The organism is Myxococcota bacterium, from assembly GCA_041389495.1.
GTDB lineage: Bacteria > Myxococcota_A > UBA9160 > UBA9160 > UBA4427 > JAWKRT01.
Genome location: JAWKRT010000003.1, coordinates 348,687 through 365,306, shown reverse-complemented (window position 1 = coordinate 365,306; position 16,620 = coordinate 348,687). Strand labels below are relative to the sequence as shown.

Here is a 16,620-nt window from a genome sequence, read left to right as displayed (position 1 = left end):
CGCCGGGCTAGTTGACGCCGGCCGGGTGCCGGACGTCGCCGGCCGCGCCCGGCGGCAGCGCGCCGCCCGGCACCTCGTAGATGTCGTCGATCTCGTGGAAGCCGTCCTTGAGGAAGGTCGCGGGGTCGCCGATCGCGAGCGCGTGGGCGAGCACCTCGTCCATGTGCTCGACGAGCACGATCTCGAGCGAGCGGGTGATGACGGCCGGGAGGTCGCGCAGGTCCTTCTCGTTCTCCTTCGGGACGAGCACCTTCTCGACGCCGCCGCGCAGGGCCGCGATCAGCTTCTCCTTGAGGCCGCCGATCGGCAGCACGCGACCGCGCAGCGTGATCTCGCCCGTCATCGCGACGGTCGCCTTCACCGGGACGCGCGTCAGCGCCGACGCGATCGCGGTCGCGATCGTGATGCCGGCCGACGGCCCGTCCTTCGGCGTCGCGCCCTCGGGCACGTGGATGTGGATGTCGACCTTCGAGTAGAAGTCGCGCGTCAGGCCGAGCTGCTTGGCGCGCGAGCGGATGTAGGACATCGCCGCGCTCGCGGACTCCTGCATCACCTCGCCGAGGTGACCGGTCACCTGCATCTTGCCCTTGCCGGCCGTGACGCTGACCTCGGTCTGCAGGAGCTCGCCGCCCACCTCGGTGTAGGCGAGCCCCGTGCACATGCCGACGCGGTCGTCGGCCTCCGTCTTCCCGAAGCGATAGCGCTGCACGCCGAGCAGCTTCTTCACGAGCTTCGGCGTCACGCGCGTGAGCTTCGCGCTCTCGCCCGCCTTCACCACGTCGCGCGCCACCTTGCGGCAGATGGACGCGAGCTCGCGCTCGAGGTTGCGCACGCCGGACTCGCGCGTGTAGTGGCGGATCACCTCGAGGATCGCGGCGTCCGTGAACTCGACCAGCGTCTCGTCGAGCCCGTTCTGCTCTCGGACCTTCGCGACGAGGTGGTTGCGCGCGATCTGCAGCTTCTCGCTCTCGATGTAGCCGGGGATCTGGATGATCTCCATCCGGTCCTGGAGCGGCCGCGGGATCTGGTGCAGCACGTTCGCGGTGCACACGAACATCACGCGCGAGAGGTCGTAGTCGACGTCGAGGTAGTGGTCGACGAAGGTGTGGTTCTGCTCGGGGTCGAGCACCTCGAGCAGCGCCGCGGACGGGTCGCCCCGGAAGTCCATCGACATCTTGTCGACTTCGTCGAGCAGGAAGACGGGGTTGCTCGTGCCCGCCTTCTTCAGGCTCTGGATGATCTTGCCGGGAAGCGCGCCGATGTAGGTGCGCCGGTGGCCGCGGATCTCGGCCTCGTCGCGCACGCCGCCGAGGCTGATGCGCACGAAGTCGCGCCCCGTCGCGCGCGCGATCGACTTCCCGAGCGACGTCTTGCCGACGCCGGGCGGGCCGACCAGACAGAGGATGGGGCCCTTCAGCTTCTCGACGAGCGCCGTGACGGCGAGGTACTCGAGGATGCGCTCCTTGGGCTTCTCGAGGCCGTGGTGATCCTCGTCGAGCACCCGCTCCGCCTCGACGATGTCGCGCTTCTCCTCGGCGTACTGCTCCCACGGGAGGCCGAGCATCCAGTCGATGTAGTTCCGCACGACGGTCGCCTCGGCGCTCATCGGCGACATCATCTTGAGCTTGCGGACCTCCTTCTCGGTGCGGTCGCGCGCCTCCTCGGGCATCGCCTTCGCCGCGAGCGTCTCCTCGAGCTCGGCGATCTCGTTCTTGAACTCGTCGCGCTCGCCGAGCTCCTTCTGGATCGCCCGCATCTGCTCGTTGAGGTAGTACTCCTTCTGCGAGCGCTCCATCTGCTTCTTGACGCGCCCGCGGATGCGCCGCTCGACCTCGAGCACCTCGGTCTCGGCCTGGATGCGGCTCAGGATCTCCTCGAGGCGCTTGCCGGGGTCGATGACCTCGAGCAGCTCCTGCTTCTCCTCGAGCTTGAGGTTCAGGTGCCCGACGACGGTGTCGGCGAGCTTGCCGGCGTCGTCGATCGCCTCGATCGAGTTCACGAGCTCGGGCTGGAGCTTCTTGTTGAGCTTGGCGTAGGCCGCGAACGCGGCGTGGACGCTGCGCACGAGCGCCTCGACCTCGACGCCGCCCTCGACCCGCTCGACGAGCTCCTCGATCGCGACGGAGAAGTAGGGTTCGTCTCCGGTGAAGCCGACGATGGCCGCGCGCGACTTGCCCTCGACGAGCACCTTCACCGTGCCGTCGGGCAGGCGGAGCAGCTGCACGATCGTGCCGAGCGTCCCGATCCGGTAGATGTCCTGCTCGGTCGGGTCGTCGTCGCCGGCCTGGCGCTGCGCGGCGAGCAGGATCTGGCGGCCTCCGCTCGCCGCCTCCTCCACCGCGAGGATCGACTTGGGGCGCCCGACGAAGAGCGGCACCACCATGTTCGGGAAGACGACGATGTCGCGGAGCGGCAGCAGCGGGACGCCCTCGCTCCCGGCGTCCGCACCCCGCGATCCGTCCCCGACCTTCACCTTCGAGATGGGCATTCGCTCTCCTGCGGCTCGAGCGCGGGCCCGGCGGTCAGGCCGATTCGGCCTCGCGCTTCAGGACGATCAGCGGCTCGCTGCCGTGCTCGATCACGTCCTCGTTGATGATGCACTCCTCGACGTCATCGCGCGAAGGAAGCTCGTACATGAGATCGAGCATCGCGCTCTCGAGAATCGCCCGCAGGCCGCGTGCCCCCGCCTTGCGCTCGAGCGCCTTCTTGGCGATCGCCATCAGGGCGCCGTCCGTGAAGCGGAGCCGCACGTCCTCGAACTCGAACAGCTTCTGGTACTGCTTGATGAGCGCGTTCTTCGGCTCGGTCAGGATGTTGATCAGGGCCGCCTCGTCGAGCTCGTCGAGCGTCGCCACGACGGGAAGCCGTCCGATGAACTCCGGGATCAGGCCGAAGTGCAGGAGATCCTCCGCCTGGACCTGCCGGAGCACGTCGCCCGGCTTGCGGTCGCTGACCCGCTTGATATCGGCGCCGAATCCCATTCCCTTCACCCCGATGCGGCGATCGATGATCTTGTCGAGCCCGACGAAGGCACCGCCGCAGATGAAGAGGATGTTCGAGGTGTCGATCTGCAGGAACTCCTGCTGGGGATGCTTGCGCCCGCCCTTCGGCGGAACGCTGGCCATCGTGCCCTCGATGATCTTGAGCAGGGCCTGCTGGACGCCCTCCCCCGAGACGTCCCGGGTGATCGACGGGTTCTCGCTCTTGCGCGCGACCTTGTCGATCTCGTCGATGTAGATGATGCCGCGCTGGGCGCGCTCGACGTCGTAGTTCGCCGCCTGGAGCAGGTTGAGGACGATGTTCTCGACGTCCTCGCCGACGTAGCCGGCCTCGGTGAGCGTCGTGGCGTCCGCGATGGTGAAGGGCACGTCGAGGATGCGCGCCAGCGTCTGCGCGAGGAGCGTCTTGCCCGACCCGGTGGGGCCGAGCAGCAGGATGTTCGCCTTCTGCAGCTCGACGTCGCCCACGAAGGCGCCGCTCTCGATGCGCCGGTAGTGATTGTGCACCGCGACCGAGAGGACCTTCTTCGCCGAGTCCTGCCCGATCACGTAGTCGTCGAGCGCGGCGCGGATCTCCTTGGGCTTCGGCACGCGCGAAGCGGCCGACGGCCCTTCGTCGCGCCCGTACTCCTCGGCGATGATGTCGTTGCAGAGCTCGATGCACTCGTCGCAGATGTAGACGGTGGGCCCGGCGATCAGCTTCTTGACTTCGCGTTGGCTCTTGCCACAGAAGGAGCAGGAGAGGTTCGCGTTGTCGTCGCGCTTCTTCATGCCTTGCGTGCCTCCACCTCGACCCGAACGATCCGGACTCTCCGCACGACCGATCCGAACGTCTCCGACGACCCGCGCGGTCGCGGCCGCGCGCCGCGCGAGCGCTACTTCCCCGGCTTGCCGGGCCTGCCGCCGCCCGACCCGCCTCCGTCGCTCGCGGCCTCCGCACCGCGACGCGCCATCACGCGATCGACCACGCCGTAGGCCCGCGCCTCCTCGGCCGACATATAGTAATCGCGCTCCGTATCGGCAGCGATCCTCTCCACCGGCTGGCCGGTGTGCTCCGCAAGAATCGCATTCATCTGTTCGCGCAGCTTGAGGATTTCGCGCGCCTGGATGTGGATGTCCGAGGCCTGGCCGCGCGCGCCGCCCATGGGCTGGTGGATCATGATCCGCGAGTGCGCGAGCGCCGTGCGCTTGCCCGGCGCCCCCGCCGCGACCAGCCACGCGCCCATCGACGCCGCCATGCCGACGCACAGCGTCTCCACGTCGGGCCGCACGAACTGCATCGTGTCGTAGATCGCGAGCCCGGCCGTCACCGAGCCGCCGGGCGAGTTGATGTACAGGTGGATGTCCTTGTCCGGATCCTCGGCCTCGAGGAAGAGCAGCTGCGCCACGACGACGTTCGCGACCTCGTCGGTGATCTCGCTCCCGAGGAAGATGATGCGGTCGCGCAGCAGGCGCGAGTAGATGTCGAAGCCGCGCTCGCCGCGCGCGCTCTGCTCGATGACGTACGGAATCAACGGCATGGTGCTACGGGCGTCGCGCCCATCCTTCTCCCCGCGCGTCGCCGCGCTCGAGCCAACCCACACTCACGATCGCTCGCCGCGACGCCCAGCGTCGACTCGCACCGCTGCCGCGGGGGATCGGGCAGCACCCGCGCCCGCTCCGCGACGCGCCCGAAGGCGCGGAGGACGTCGCGGCGAACGCGCCACGACGGGCTCTAAGTGCCCGTCGTTTCTTCGACACTAGCCTCGGCCGCGAGGAACGCAAGCGCCTTGCGGTCGAGCATCTCGGCCGCGATCTGACGCCGCCAGCCCTGCTGCGCGGCGGCCTGACGCATGCGCTGGGAATCGACGCCCTGCGCCTCCGCGAGCTCGTCGAGGCGCGCGTCGATCTCCTCCTCGGCGACCTCGATCGCGTGCTCGCGCACCACCGCATCGAGCAGCAGCGCCTCGCGCACGCGGCGCTCGGCGAGGTCGCGCCCGGTGTCGTGCATGCGCGAGAGCTCGGCCTGCAACACGTCGGCGGGAACCTGCCCCTCGAACTGGCGCCGCATCGAATCCATCTGCGCATGGATCTGCTGGTGCACGAGCCCCGGCGGCACCTCGAACTCGCACAATGCGACGAGCGACTCGACGAGCGAGCGGTGGAGCGCGCGCTCGGATTCGGCCGTCTCCTGCTCGAGGATCTGCGCGCGGACCTTCGCACGCAGCGCGTCGAGCGACTCTTCGCCGACGTCCTTCGCGAACTCGTCGTCGAGCGCGGGCAGCTGCTTGCGGCGCACCGTGCGCACCTTCACCGCGAACTCGGCCGGCTTGCCCGCGAGCGACGGCTCCCCGTAGTCGGCCGGGAACTCGATCCGCACCGTGCGCTCCTCGCCCGCGCGCGCGCCGACGAGCTGGTCCTCGAAGCCCGGCACGAGGCGCCCCGAGCCGAGCTCGATCGGCAGGTCCTCGCCCTTGCCCCCGTCGAAGAGCTCGCCGTCGACGCGCCCCTCGAAGTCGACGTTCAGCGTGTCGCCCGTCTCCGCGGCGACGCCCTCGTCGACCTCGACGAGTGGCGCGAAGCTCTCCCGCATGGCCGCGATGCGCTCGTCCACCTGCGCGTCGCCGATCTCGACGACGGGCCTCGCGCCCTTCACCTTCGCGAGCGCGGGCAGCGCGATCGAGGGCTTCACCTCGACGCGCGCCGAGTAGCAGAACACCGCGCCGAGCGACGGCGTCGGGGCGTCGATGTCGGGCTCGGTGACGGGCTCGACCTTCGCCATCTCGAGCGCCTCGGCGAGCGTCTCGCCGACCAGGATGCGCTCGATCTCCTCGGCGGCCTGCGGGCCGTAGTACTTCTCGAGCACCTTGCGCGGGACCTTGCCCGGCCGGAAGCCCTTCACGCGCGCGCCGCGCCGGAGGTTCTCGTACGTCCGCTCGAACGCGCGGCGCACCTGCGCCTCGGGAACCTCGACGCTCACCGTGCGGACGACGGACGAATCCTCCGTGGTCTCGACGCGGATCTGGGCTGCATCGCTCATGACGACTCCTCGGCGCGGTCTCGGGTGCGCGGCGGCCCGGAACACTAGCCGGGCGCCTCGGCGCGCGCAGGGCGCAGCCGCGCGCTGGTGCCGGGGACAGGAGTCGAACCTGCACGCCCGAGGGCGGTGGCTCCTAAGGCCACTGCGTCTGCCAGTTCCGCCACCCCGGCACGCGCGCGCGGCGCGTAGCATGGGCGATCGCCCCGGGCGCGCAACGGCGCGGCTCCATCCTTATAAGGCGACGTCCGGGCTCACGAGGCGGCGTCCGGCCCCGCGAGGCGCGCTCCCGCCTCGATCGCGCGCGCCTCGCCGGCGGCCGCTTCGACGACGACGTCGCCGCGGCAGACGACGCCGCGGCCGAAGCGCACGTCGCCGCGCACGCGCAGCGAGCGACACCCGACGAGCGACGGCGCGCCGTCCGGGAAGCGCGCCTCGAACTGGTCGATGCGCTGGTAGTGCTCCGGGTCGAGATCGACGACGAGATCGGGCGCGGCCTCGGGCGCGCGTTCGACGCGCCATCCGTCGCCGAGCACGTACGCGTCCGACATCACGACGAGCAGGTCGTTCGTCGTCTTGACGGGCGCGAAGCGCGCGCGCGGCACGCGCAGGGCGCGCGCGCCGTCGATCACGCCGATCGCCGCGCCCATCGCCGTCTCGAGCTGGATGCCGACGGGCGACGCCGGGTCGAGCGGGTCGACGCGCTTGTCGTTGCGGATCATCGGGAGGCCGAGCACCGCGTCGCACGCGTCGAGCGCGTGCGCGAGCGCATCGAGGTCGATCCAGAGGTTGTTCGTGTTGAAGTAGCGGTGGCGCTCGACGTCCTGGAACGCATCGACGTCGCCCGGCGGACACTGCGCGGACTCGCGCAGCACGAGCTGGCCGTCGGCGCGCCGCAGCGCGAGGTGGCCGCCCTTGCGGTCGGCGCGCGTGCGCTCGGTCGCCTCCATCGCGAACGGCACGCCCTCGCGCGCGACCCAGCCGAGGATGCGCAGGTCGAGCGTCGCGCCGAGGTTGTCCGCGTTCGACACGAACGCGTAGCGGAAGCCGCGCGCGCGCAGGGCGCCGAGCGCGCCCGACGTGACGAGCGCCGTGTAGAGGTCGCCGTGCCCGGGCGGACACCACTCGAGCTCGGGCGCCGCCGGCCACGCCACCGGCGCGAGCCCTTCCTTCGCGATGCGCGGCACCTTGTGCTGCACGAAGTCGAGCGGCAGTCCGGGGACGTCGAGCGCGTGCGGCGCGAGCGCGGCGAGCGAGTCCTCCCGCGTGCGGAAGCTGTTCATGAGCAGGAGCGGCAGCGCGCAGCCCGCCTCGCGGCGCAGGTGCTCCACCTGCCCCGCGATCACGTCGAGGAACGTGTGTCCGCCCTTCACGGACAGGAGCGACTTCGCGCGCGTCATGCCCATCGACGTCGCGAGCCCGCCGTTCAGCTTGATCGCGACGGCGGCGTCGAGCGCGTCGCGTCCCGCGCCCGCGTAGGCGTCGAGCGACGCGAGGTCGGGCAGCTCGCGCACCGGCGCGAGCGCGCTCTCCGGAAGCAGCCCCGACTCCCCCGCACAGAGCTGCGCGTAGTAGTGGCGGAACGTGCGGATCGCGAGCGCGGGCAGCCCCTCGCTCTCCATCTTCGCCGCGAACGGCGCGAAGCGCGCCTCGATGCCGTCGTCCATCGCGCTCAGAGGTTTCCGACCTCGAGCTCGACGAGGTGCGCGAAGCGGCGGCGAGCCGCCTCGCGGCGCGCGGGGACGTGCTCCGACGGGAACGCGCCCTCCGCGGGCGCGTAGTCCTTCAGCGCCTGGCGCGCGATCGTCACCTTGTGCACCTCGGTCGGGCCGTCCGCGATCCCCATCATCGGCGCCTGCATCCACATGCGCGCGAGCGGCATCTCGTTCGACACGCCGAGCGCGCCGTGCACCTGCATCGCGCGCCACGCGACGTCCTGCAGCACCTTCGGCGTCGCCACCTTCACGCCCGCGATCTCGGCGCGCGCCGCGTGCCCACCCACGCGGTCGATCGTCCACGCCGCGTGGAGCACCTGCAGCCGGAACTGGAGGATCTGGACCCACGAGTCCGCGATGTAGCCCTGCACGAACTGCTTCTTCGAGAGCCGCTCGCCCTGCGTCGTCCGCGACAGCGCGCGCTCGCACATCATGTCGAAGGCGCGCTGCGCGACGCCGATCGAGCGCATCGCGTGGTGGATGCGCCCGCCCCCGAGCCGCGTCTGCGCGATCACGAACGCCTGTCCCTCGCCGCCGAGCAGGTTCGCGGCGGGCACGCGCACGCGGTCGTAGCGGACGTAGGCGTGCGTGCCCTCCGCATCGAACTCGTCCCAGCCGAGCCCCGTGTTGCGCACGATGTCGATCCCGGGCGTGTCCGTCGGCACGAGGAACATCGACGCGCCCTGGTACACCGGCACGTCGGGGTTCGTGACGGCCATGACGATCGCGAACGACGCGTGACGGAGGTTCGACGAGAACCACTTCTCGCCCTCGATCACCCACTCGTCGCCTTCCTTCCACGCGCGACATCGGAACTGCTGCGGGTCGGCGCCCGCCTGCGGCTCGGTCATCGAATAACACGAGCGGATCTCGCCGTTCAGCAGCGGCTCGAGGTAGCGCTCCTTCTGCGCGGGCGTGCCGTAGTGCGCGAGGATCTCCGCGTTGCCCGAATCGGGCGCCTGACAGCCGAAGACGCTCGGCGCCCACGCCGAGCGCCCGAGGATCTCGTTCATCAGCCCGAGCTTCACCTGGCCGTAGCCGAGGCCGCCGAGCTCCGGCCCGAGGTGGCAGGCCCAGAGCCCGCGCGCCTTCACCTTCTCCTGGAGCGGGCGGATCACGGCGCGCTGCACGGGGTGCTGCGTGTCGTAGACGAGCCCTTCGCGCGAGAACAGCGCGTCGATCGGCTCGATCTCCTCGCGGACGAACGCGCGGATCCAGTCGAGCTCGGCCTGGAACGCGGGGTCCGTGCTGAAGTCCCATGCCATCGCGCCATCCTCCTCGCGTGCGCCCGGGAGCGGCGAGTCTACCCGCTGGACGGCACACGGGGGACGTGCTCGAATCGCGCGCTCGCCCTTCCCCCGCACGGCCGGAGGTGACCGCACGATGACCCGCGCCGCGAAGGACGCCCGCTCGGTCGAAGGCAGGGTCGCATTCGTGACCGGCGCGGCGAGCGGCATGGGGCGCGCGACCGCCGCGCTCTTCGCCGAGGTCGGCGCGCGCGTCGCCGTCACCGACGTCGACGGCGACGCCGCGGAACGAGCTGCGGAGGCGATCCGCGCAGCCGGCGGCGCCGCGCGCGCGTGGGCGCTCGACGTCGCCGACGCCGAGGCGATCGAGCGCGTCGTGCGCGAGTCGGCCGAGGCCCTCGGCGGGCTCGACGTGCTCGTCAACAACGCCGGCGTCGCGATCGGCGCCCCGCTCGACGCCGACGGCTTCGAAGCAGCCTGGCAACGCTCGCTCGACGTGATGCTCACCGCGCACGCGCGCACGACGCGCGCCGCCCTCCCGTGGCTCGCCGCCTCGGGCGAGGGCCGCGTCGTCAACGTCGCGTCCACCGAGGCGCTCGGCGCGACGGCCGGCATCAGCCCCTACACGGCGGCGAAGCACGGCGTCGTCGGCCTCACGCGCTCGCTCGCCATCGAGCTCGCGCGGCACGGCATCACCGTGAACTGCGTGTGCCCGGGCTCGATCGTCACCGGCATGACGAGCGTCATCCCCGAGGCGGCGCGCGAGAAGTTCGCGCGCCGGCGCGTCCCGCTGCGGCGCTACGGCGAGCCCGAGGAGGTGGCACACATGGTGCTCTCGCTCGCCCTCCCCGCCGCCTCCTACACGACGGGCGCCGTGCTCGCCGTCGACGGCGGACTCACGATCCAGAACACCTGAGGCGGCGTCGCGAGGCGCCGCGCATCACTCGACGAGCGCAGCCAGCGCGTCGCGCAGCGCCGCGCTCCGGAACGGCTTCGCGACGAACGCGGAACGCGGGATGCCGCCGACGCGCTCGAGCGCGCTCTGCGTGCCTCGGCCGCTCACGAACAGCACGGGCAGGTCGCGGCGCAGCTCGCGCAGCTGCAGGCAGAGCTTCTCGCCGCTCGTGTCCGGCATCGTCAGGTCGACGACGGCCGCGGTGAGGTCGTCGACGCGCGCGGTCGCCGCGAGCGCCTGCGCCGCGTCCGCGCACGCGATCACGCGGTAGCCCTGCTGCTCGAGCATCTGTCGCGCGACGGCCAGCACCGCCGGCTCGTCGTCGACGACCACGATCGTGCCCGCGACCGCGCCCACGGCGGGTGCGTCGCGCACGACGACCGCGGCGCCGACCGGCGGCGACGCGTTCGGGAAGAGCACGCGGAACTCCGTCCCGCGCCCGGGCTCGCTCTCCACGGTGAGCGCGCCGCCGTGCGAGCGCACGATGCCGAGCGCGGAGGCGAGGCCGAGCCCCCGCCCCTCGAACTTCGTCGTGAAGAACGGATCGAAGATGCGCTGAAGCGTCGTCTCGTCCATGCCGCAGCCGTCGTCGCGCACGCGCAGGAACGCGTAGTCGCCCTCCGGCAGCTCGTCGGCGTGCGAGGCGCGCGCGAGCGTCTCGCGATCCGCGCGGAGCACGCCCGTCTCGATCTCGACGTTTCCTCCCGCCGGCGGGAGCGCCTCCACCGCGTTCGTCACCAGGTTCATCAGGAGCTGGCGCACGCGCGTGGCGTCGCCGCGGATCCAGGCCGGACGCTCCGACGCGCGCGTCGCGAGCCGCGTCGCGGGCCCGACGCTCGTGTGCAGCAGCGGGATCGTCTCCTCGACGAGCGCACCGAGCTCGAGCGTCGTCGTCTCGACGTCCGCCTTCCCCGCGTAGGCGAGGAGCTGCGCGGTGAGCTCGGCCGCGCGCACCGTCGCGCGCTCGATGTCGCGCAGCATGGGATGGACGGGGTCGCTCGGCGCGACCTGCGAGAGCGCGAGGTCGGCGTTGCCGAGGATCCCGGTGAGGAGGTTGTTGAAGTCGTGCGCGATCCCGCCCGCCAGGACGCCCAGGCTCTCGAGCTTCTGCGACTGGAGCATGCGCGCTTCGAGCCGCTCCTTCCGCTCGTCCGCCCGCACGCGCTCCGTCACGTCCTGCACGACGGCGAGCACGCGCGGGATGCTCCCGTCCGCCGCGCGAAGCGGGCGCATCGCGATGTGGAACGTGAACGTGCCGCTGGGCAGCGCGACTTCTCGCTCGAACTCGCAGCTCCTCCCGTCGCGGAAGACGGCGCCGATCGTGCGGCGGATGTCGTCGCCACTCGCGCCGGGAAGGATGGCCTCGATGCTCGCGCCCTCGACGTCCGCGAGGCCCAGCCCGTAGCGCGACGGGCCGCGGTCGACGTGCTCGACGACCTCCTCGATCCGCCCGTCGCGGTCGATCATCACGACGTTGTTCCCGGTGAGCGAGTGGACGAGCTCGCGCATCCGCTGCTCGCTGTCGCGCAGCGCGCTCGCCACGCGCTCGCGGTCGGTGACGTCGGTGAGGACGCCGAGCACGCCGTCGACGCCGCCCGCGCGGTCGCGCAGCGGCGCGAGCCCGAGCTCGATCGCGCGCTGTGCGTCCGCGCCTCCGACGTCGACCTGGACGACGCGCACGGCGCCGTCGCGCGCGACGGCGCGCACCGCGCTCGCGAGGCGCTCCGCGTGGTCGGTGCGCGCGATTCCGAGCGGGTGGACGCCCGACGACCGCGGCGCGGCCGCGAACCGCTCGCCCCCGCCGCCGAAGATCGAGCGCACCGATGCATCGCGCTCGAACAGCACGACGCGCGCGGGGTCGATCGACGACACGAGCGCCTGCAGGTACTCGGCGCGCTCGGCCGCATCGCCGCGCAGGCGCGCGAGCTGTCCTCGCAGGCGCTCGAAGGTGGCGAGGATCTGGACGGCGACGATCGCGACGCCCGCGACGCACCACAGGATCCACGGCGCGGTCGCGACCGCCGCGCCGAAGCCCATGAGCGTGTCCGCGAGCTCGATGCCCGCGAGCAGGACGAAGGCGGCCTGCAGCGGACGCCGCTCCCAGCGCGGCTCGCCGCGGTCGATGACGACCGCCGCCGCGAGCAGGAATCCCGTCTCGGCGGCGATCGCGAGGACGTCCGCCGCGCCTCCGAGCCCCGCCGCGAAGAGCGCGCCGCGCGCGACGGCGATCGACAGCGCGAGTGGCAGGCACCAGCGCGGGACGCGCGCCCCCACGTGCTGGAGCGCGCCCGCGAACATGGCCGGCGCGAACAGCACGCCGAGCGCCTTCGAGGGTGCGACGAGCTCGGGGTGCGCGCCGGAGAGCGCCGACAGCATCGCGGCGTTCAGCAGCAGCGCCCAGCCGATCGGCCAGTAGCCGGAGGGCGCGACGGGCGTGCGCAGACCGACGAGCCCGCCGATCCACAGCCCGCCCACGGCGAGCCCGACCGCGGGCAGGATGAGCTGGTCGAACTGCATGTCCTCTCCGCGGCCGGCGGCGGGCCCGCGCCGAGCCTACCACTCCGCGCGCCGCGCGAAGGCGCGCGCGGACGCACCCCGTCCGGGTTCGCGGCGCGCGCCGCCACCTAACATCGGCCCGCAGTGCGGGGCGTCGCGCCCCGGCACCGCCGGGCCCGGCGTGCACACCGGGCCGAGCGAGGGGCTGTGCTCGACGGCCGACGGGAGGAGGGGCGGTCCACGACGATCGCAGCGCTCGCACCCGGCGGCCGTCGCCGCGCGATGCACGAGGGATCGTTCGTGGTGAGCGCGCGGGGGCTCGAACCCCGGACCTAGGGATTAAGAGTCCCTTGCTCTACCAGCTGAGCTACGCGCCCGGCGGGACCGTAGCCCGCAGCCTTCGGATGGCAAGCACCGCGCGGCGCTTCCATCACGCTTCGGGCGCGCCGTAGCCGCCGCCACCGGGCGTCGCGATCTCGAGCGCGTCGCCCGCGTCGAGTGCGACGTGTGCGCGGCTCGCGAGCTCGCGCGCGCTCCCGTCGGCGCGCACGACGCGGTTGCTCCCGCGCGCGCCCGGCTCGCCGCCCGCGAGCCCCCACGGCGCGCGCGTGCGCCGCTCCGTCAGCACGCTCGCCGCGACGGGCGCCGTGAAGCGATAGCGGCGGACGAGCCCGTCGCCGCCGCGGTGGCGGCCCGCTCCGCCCGAGCCCCGGCGCAGCGCGAACGTCTCGAGCCGCACGGGCGCACGGCTCTCGAGCACCTCGGCGTCGGTGATGCGCGTGTTCGTCATGTGCGTGTGCACGCCGGACGCGCCGTCCCACGACGGCCCCGCGCCCGCGCCGCCGCCGAGCGTCTCGTAGTAGCCGAAGCGCTCGTCGCCGAACGTCACGTTGTTCATCGTGCCCTGGCTGGCGGCGGCCGCGCCGAGCGCGCCGAGCAGCACGTCGACGATGCGCTGCGAGGTCTCGACGTTGCCGCCGACGACGGCGCTCCCGCGCGGCGGGTCGAGCAGCGAGCCGGCGGGGATCGCGATCTCGACCGGCCGGAGACAGCCCCCGTTCAGCGGGAAGCGCTCGGCGACGAGCGAGCGCAGCACGTAGAGCACCGCGGCCTGCACGACCGCCCGCGGCGCGTTGAGGTTCCCGGGCGAGGCGGGGCCCGTGCCCGCGAAGTCGATCCGCATGCGGTCGCCGCGCACGTCGAGCGCGACGGCGACGGGCGTGCCGTCGTCGAGCGCGTCCGCGAAGCGGTGGAGCCCGTCGGGCAGGCGCGCGATCTCGCGCGCGACCTTCGCGGCGGCGACTTCCTGAAGCTCGCCCATGGTGCGGGCGACGAGCGCGGCGCCGCGCTCGTCGGCGAACGCGCGCAGCCCGCGCGCGCCCGCCTCGTTCGCCGCGATCATCGCCTCGGTGTCGGCGACGTTGTCGTCGGGCCGCCGCGCCGGGAAGCGCGCGCGTGCGAGCCGCTCCCGCAGCCCGTCCTCGTCGAAGCGCCCCGCGCGCACCACCCGGAAGGCCTCGAGCACCACGCCTTCCTCCTCGAGCGTGCGCGAGTCGGGCGGCATCGACCCCGGGGTGCGCCCGCCGATGTCGGCGTGGTGCCCGCGGCTCGCGACGAAGAAGAGCGGGCGCGCCCCACCGGCATCCGCGCCGGCCGCGAACACCGGCGTCACCGCCGTCACGTCGGGGAGGTGCGAGCCGCCCTCGAACGGGTCGTTGCCGAGCACGACGTCGCCCGGAGCGAGCGCGTCGCCGAAGCGCGCGATCGCGCAGCGCACCGTCTCGCTCATCGCGCCGAGGTGCACGGGGATGTGCGGCGCATTCGCGACGAGCCCGCCGTCGGCGTCGAACACGGCACACGAGTAGTCGAGCCGCTCCTTGATGTTGGTCGACACCGCCGTGTTGCGGAGCACGGCGCCCATCTGCTCGGCGATCGACATGAAGCGGTTGCCGAAGACCTCGATGCGGACGGGGTCGAACGCGGCCGTCTCGCGCGCCTCGTCGTCGCGCGCGGGCGCGCGGCGCGCCGGCATCGCGTCGTCGAGCCGCAACACGCCGTCCGCCTCGACGCGACCGCGGAAGCCCGGCTCGACGACGATCGTGCCCGCGTCCTCGATCACGAGCGCCGGGCCCGCGAGCTCGACACCCGAAGCGAGCCGCTCGCGCGCGAGCACGGGCGTGTCGACGAAGCCCGCGCCCTCGAACCACACGCGTTCGCGCCGGAGCAAGGCGTCCACCTCGCCCGCAGCTGCATCCGCACCCGCAGGCGCGGCGCCCGCGCGCGCGGCCGGCGGCCGGGCCGCCGCGAAGGCGTCGCCCTCCGGCCCGACGACGCGCACGCGCACGGCCGCGATCTCGACGTCGCGGCCCTCGCGCGCGTAGCCGAAGCGCTCGCGGTGCGCGCGCTCGAAGGCGTCGCGCCAGGCGCGCGCGTCGTCGCCGCGCGCCTCGGGCGCCGACACCGCGAGCGCGGTGTCCGTGCCGGCGTAGCGGAGGTCGAGCGAGCGCGTCGCGCGCAGCGCGTCGCCGTCCTCGCCCGCGTCGACGAGCGCCGCGCGCCCTTCCCGCTCGAGTGCCGCGAGCGCGCCCGCGATCGCCGGCGGCAGGCCGACCGCCGCGCCCCGCTCCGCGGCCGGGAGCGCGATGCGTCCGGCGTCGCGCTCGCCGTCCCAGGACGCCGGCGCGCAGCCGATGCCGAAGGCCGACAGGACGCCCGCGAGCGGATGCAGCAGCACCGTGCGCACGCCGAGGCGTCGCGCGACCGCGCAGGCGTGTTGACCGGCCGCGCCGCCGAACGCGACGAGCGCCGCCTCGCGCACGTCGACGCCGCGGGCGATCGACACCTCGGCGATCGCCTGGGCCATGTGCGCGTTCGCGACCTCGAGGAACCCGGCCGCGAGCTCGACCGGCCCGCGCGCGCGCGCCGCGCCGCCCCCACCGACGTCGCCCCGCGCGCTGCCGAGCGCGCGCGCTCCGCCGAGCGCGCGCGCCTCGCGCTCGAACGCCGCGCGCACCGCGTCGAGGTCGAGCGCGAACGGGAAACGGTCGGGCTGGATGCGCCCGAGCAGCGCGTTCGCATCGGTGACCGCGATGCGCGTCGCGAGCTGCGCGCCCGCGGCGTCGCGCCGCCCGTAGCAGAGGGGGCCGGGGAGCGCGCCGGCGCTCCCGGGCCCGACCGTGAGCGCGAAGCCGTCGAAGCCGCACAGCGACCCGCCGCCCGCGGCGACCGTGTGGATGCGCAGCATCGGCGCCTTGACCCGCACGCCGCCGACCTGCGTCTCGAACGCGCGCTCGACCTCGCCGTCGACGACGAGCGACACGTCGGTCGACGTGCCTCCCATGTCGAAGCCGACGGCGGTCGCGAAGCCCGCGCGCCGCGCGACGGCGGCCGCGGCGACGACGCCGCCCGCCGGCCCCGAGAGCAGCGCGTTCGGCCCGCGGAAGCGCGCGGCCTCGGTGAGCCCGCCCGAGGACTGCATGAAGCGCACGCGCGCCGCCGGGAGCGCGGCCGCGAGCGCGTCGACGTGGCGCCGCAGGAGCGGCGTCAGATACGCGTCGGCGATCGCCGTCTCGCCGCGCGCGAGGAGCCCCTGCTCGTTCGCGATCTCGTGCGAGGCGACGACGTGCGCGAATCCCGCTTCGCGCGCGAGCGCCGCGCACGCGCGCTCGTGCGCGGGGTCGACGGTCGCGTGCAGGAGGGCGACGGCGACGCTCGTCGCGCCGGCCGCGCGGGCGGCCGCGAGCGCGGTGCGCGCCTCGTCCGCGTCGAACGGCGCGACGGGCTCGCCGCGCGCGCCGATGCGCGCGCCGATCTCGACGGTCGCGCAGTGCAGGCGCGGCGGGCGCGCGACCGAGAGGTCGAACAGCGCGGGCCGCTCCTGGGTGCCGATCTCGAAGACGTCGCCGAGGCCGCGCGTCGCGACCACCGCCGTCGACGCCCCGCGTCGCTCGAGCAGCGCGTTGGTCGCGACGGTCGTGCCGAGGCGCACCGTCGCGCCGCGGAGCGCGTCGCCGACGTCGGCGCCCGCGCGCGCGAGCAGTGCGCGGAGCCCCTCGATCGGCGCCGCGTCGGACGACAGCAGCTTGGAGACGTGCACGGCGCCGTCGGGCGCGACGCCGATGCAGTCGGTGAAGGTGCCGCCGCGGTCGACCCACAGCTGCCAGCCGCCGCCGCGCGCCGCGCCGGCCACGGC

Annotated in this window: 9 protein-coding genes and 2 tRNA genes; 1 reads left to right on the top strand and 10 read right to left on the bottom strand. The window is 73.4% G+C overall.

The window, feature by feature from the left end:
* Nucleotides 1-7: 7 nt before the first annotated feature.
* From lon to R3E88_17880, 7 genes are all read right to left on the bottom strand, one after another.
* A complete protein-coding gene (gene lon / locus R3E88_17910; protein ID MEZ4218358.1) occupies nucleotides 8-2,488 on the bottom strand; it encodes an endopeptidase La in 2,481 nt (826 codons plus the stop codon).
* A gap of 34 nt (nucleotides 2,489-2,522) precedes the next feature.
* Nucleotides 2,523-3,770, bottom strand: a complete 1,248-nt coding sequence (clpX, locus tag R3E88_17905; protein MEZ4218357.1) for an ATP-dependent Clp protease ATP-binding subunit ClpX — start codon at nucleotides 3,768-3,770, stop codon at nucleotides 2,523-2,525.
* 104 nt (nucleotides 3,771-3,874) lie between these two features.
* Nucleotides 3,875-4,519 (bottom strand): ATP-dependent Clp endopeptidase proteolytic subunit ClpP, encoded by a 645-nt coding sequence (gene clpP / locus R3E88_17900; protein ID MEZ4218356.1) that lies wholly within the window; start codon nucleotides 4,517-4,519, stop codon nucleotides 3,875-3,877.
* 194 nt (nucleotides 4,520-4,713) lie between these two features.
* The gene (tig, locus tag R3E88_17895) at nucleotides 4,714-6,018 is read right to left on the bottom strand and encodes a trigger factor (protein MEZ4218355.1); all 1,305 of its coding nucleotides are present in this window, start codon (nucleotides 6,016-6,018) and stop codon (nucleotides 4,714-4,716) included.
* A gap of 85 nt (nucleotides 6,019-6,103) precedes the next feature.
* A tRNA-Leu gene (locus R3E88_17890) sits at nucleotides 6,104-6,188 on the bottom strand.
* 81 nt (nucleotides 6,189-6,269) lie between these two features.
* Nucleotides 6,270-7,682 (bottom strand): UTP--glucose-1-phosphate uridylyltransferase, encoded by a 1,413-nt coding sequence (locus R3E88_17885; protein ID MEZ4218354.1) that lies wholly within the window; start codon nucleotides 7,680-7,682, stop codon nucleotides 6,270-6,272.
* 5 nt (nucleotides 7,683-7,687) lie between these two features.
* The gene (locus R3E88_17880) at nucleotides 7,688-8,995 is read right to left on the bottom strand and encodes an acyl-CoA dehydrogenase family protein (protein MEZ4218353.1); all 1,308 of its coding nucleotides are present in this window, start codon (nucleotides 8,993-8,995) and stop codon (nucleotides 7,688-7,690) included.
* Between the two features lie 118 nt (nucleotides 8,996-9,113).
* On the opposite strand from R3E88_17880, the gene R3E88_17875 reads away from it, so the two are divergent.
* On the top strand, nucleotides 9,114-9,893 hold the full coding sequence (locus tag R3E88_17875) for an SDR family NAD(P)-dependent oxidoreductase (GenBank protein ID MEZ4218352.1): 780 nt from the start codon (nucleotides 9,114-9,116) through the stop codon (nucleotides 9,891-9,893).
* A gap of 24 nt (nucleotides 9,894-9,917) precedes the next feature.
* Here R3E88_17875 and R3E88_17870 read toward each other — a convergent pair whose 3' ends face one another.
* From R3E88_17870 to R3E88_17860, 3 genes are all read right to left on the bottom strand, one after another.
* The gene (locus tag R3E88_17870) at nucleotides 9,918-12,449 is read right to left on the bottom strand and encodes a PAS domain-containing protein (protein ID MEZ4218351.1); all 2,532 of its coding nucleotides are present in this window, start codon (nucleotides 12,447-12,449) and stop codon (nucleotides 9,918-9,920) included.
* 280 nt (nucleotides 12,450-12,729) lie between these two features.
* Nucleotides 12,730-12,805: transfer RNA gene (locus R3E88_17865), tRNA-Lys, on the bottom strand.
* Nucleotides 12,806-12,858: 53 nt separating this feature from the next.
* Complete coding sequence (locus R3E88_17860; GenBank protein ID MEZ4218350.1) at nucleotides 12,859-16,617, bottom strand: hydantoinase B/oxoprolinase family protein; 3,759 nt, start codon at nucleotides 16,615-16,617, stop codon at nucleotides 12,859-12,861.
* Between the last annotated feature and the right edge of the window lie 3 nt (nucleotides 16,618-16,620).

Excerpts from the sequence above, each read along its gene's own strand:
- lon (MEZ4218358.1), bottom strand. The coding sequence starts at position 2,488 with ATGCCCATCTCGAAGGTGAAGGTCGGGGACGGATCGCGGGGTGCGGAC.
- clpX (MEZ4218357.1), bottom strand. The coding sequence starts at position 3,770 with ATGAAGAAGCGCGACGACAACGCGAACCTCTCCTGCTCCTTCTGTGGC.
- clpP (MEZ4218356.1), bottom strand. The coding sequence starts at position 4,519 with ATGCCGTTGATTCCGTACGTCATCGAGCAGAGCGCGCGCGGCGAGCGC.
- tig (MEZ4218355.1), bottom strand. The coding sequence starts at position 6,018 with ATGAGCGATGCAGCCCAGATCCGCGTCGAGACCACGGAGGATTCGTCC.
- R3E88_17885 (MEZ4218354.1), bottom strand. The coding sequence starts at position 7,682 with ATGGACGACGGCATCGAGGCGCGCTTCGCGCCGTTCGCGGCGAAGATG.
- R3E88_17880 (MEZ4218353.1), bottom strand. The coding sequence starts at position 8,995 with ATGGCATGGGACTTCAGCACGGACCCCGCGTTCCAGGCCGAGCTCGAC.
- R3E88_17875 (MEZ4218352.1), top strand. The coding sequence starts at position 9,114 with ATGACCCGCGCCGCGAAGGACGCCCGCTCGGTCGAAGGCAGGGTCGCA.
- R3E88_17870 (MEZ4218351.1), bottom strand. The coding sequence starts at position 12,449 with ATGCAGTTCGACCAGCTCATCCTGCCCGCGGTCGGGCTCGCCGTGGGC.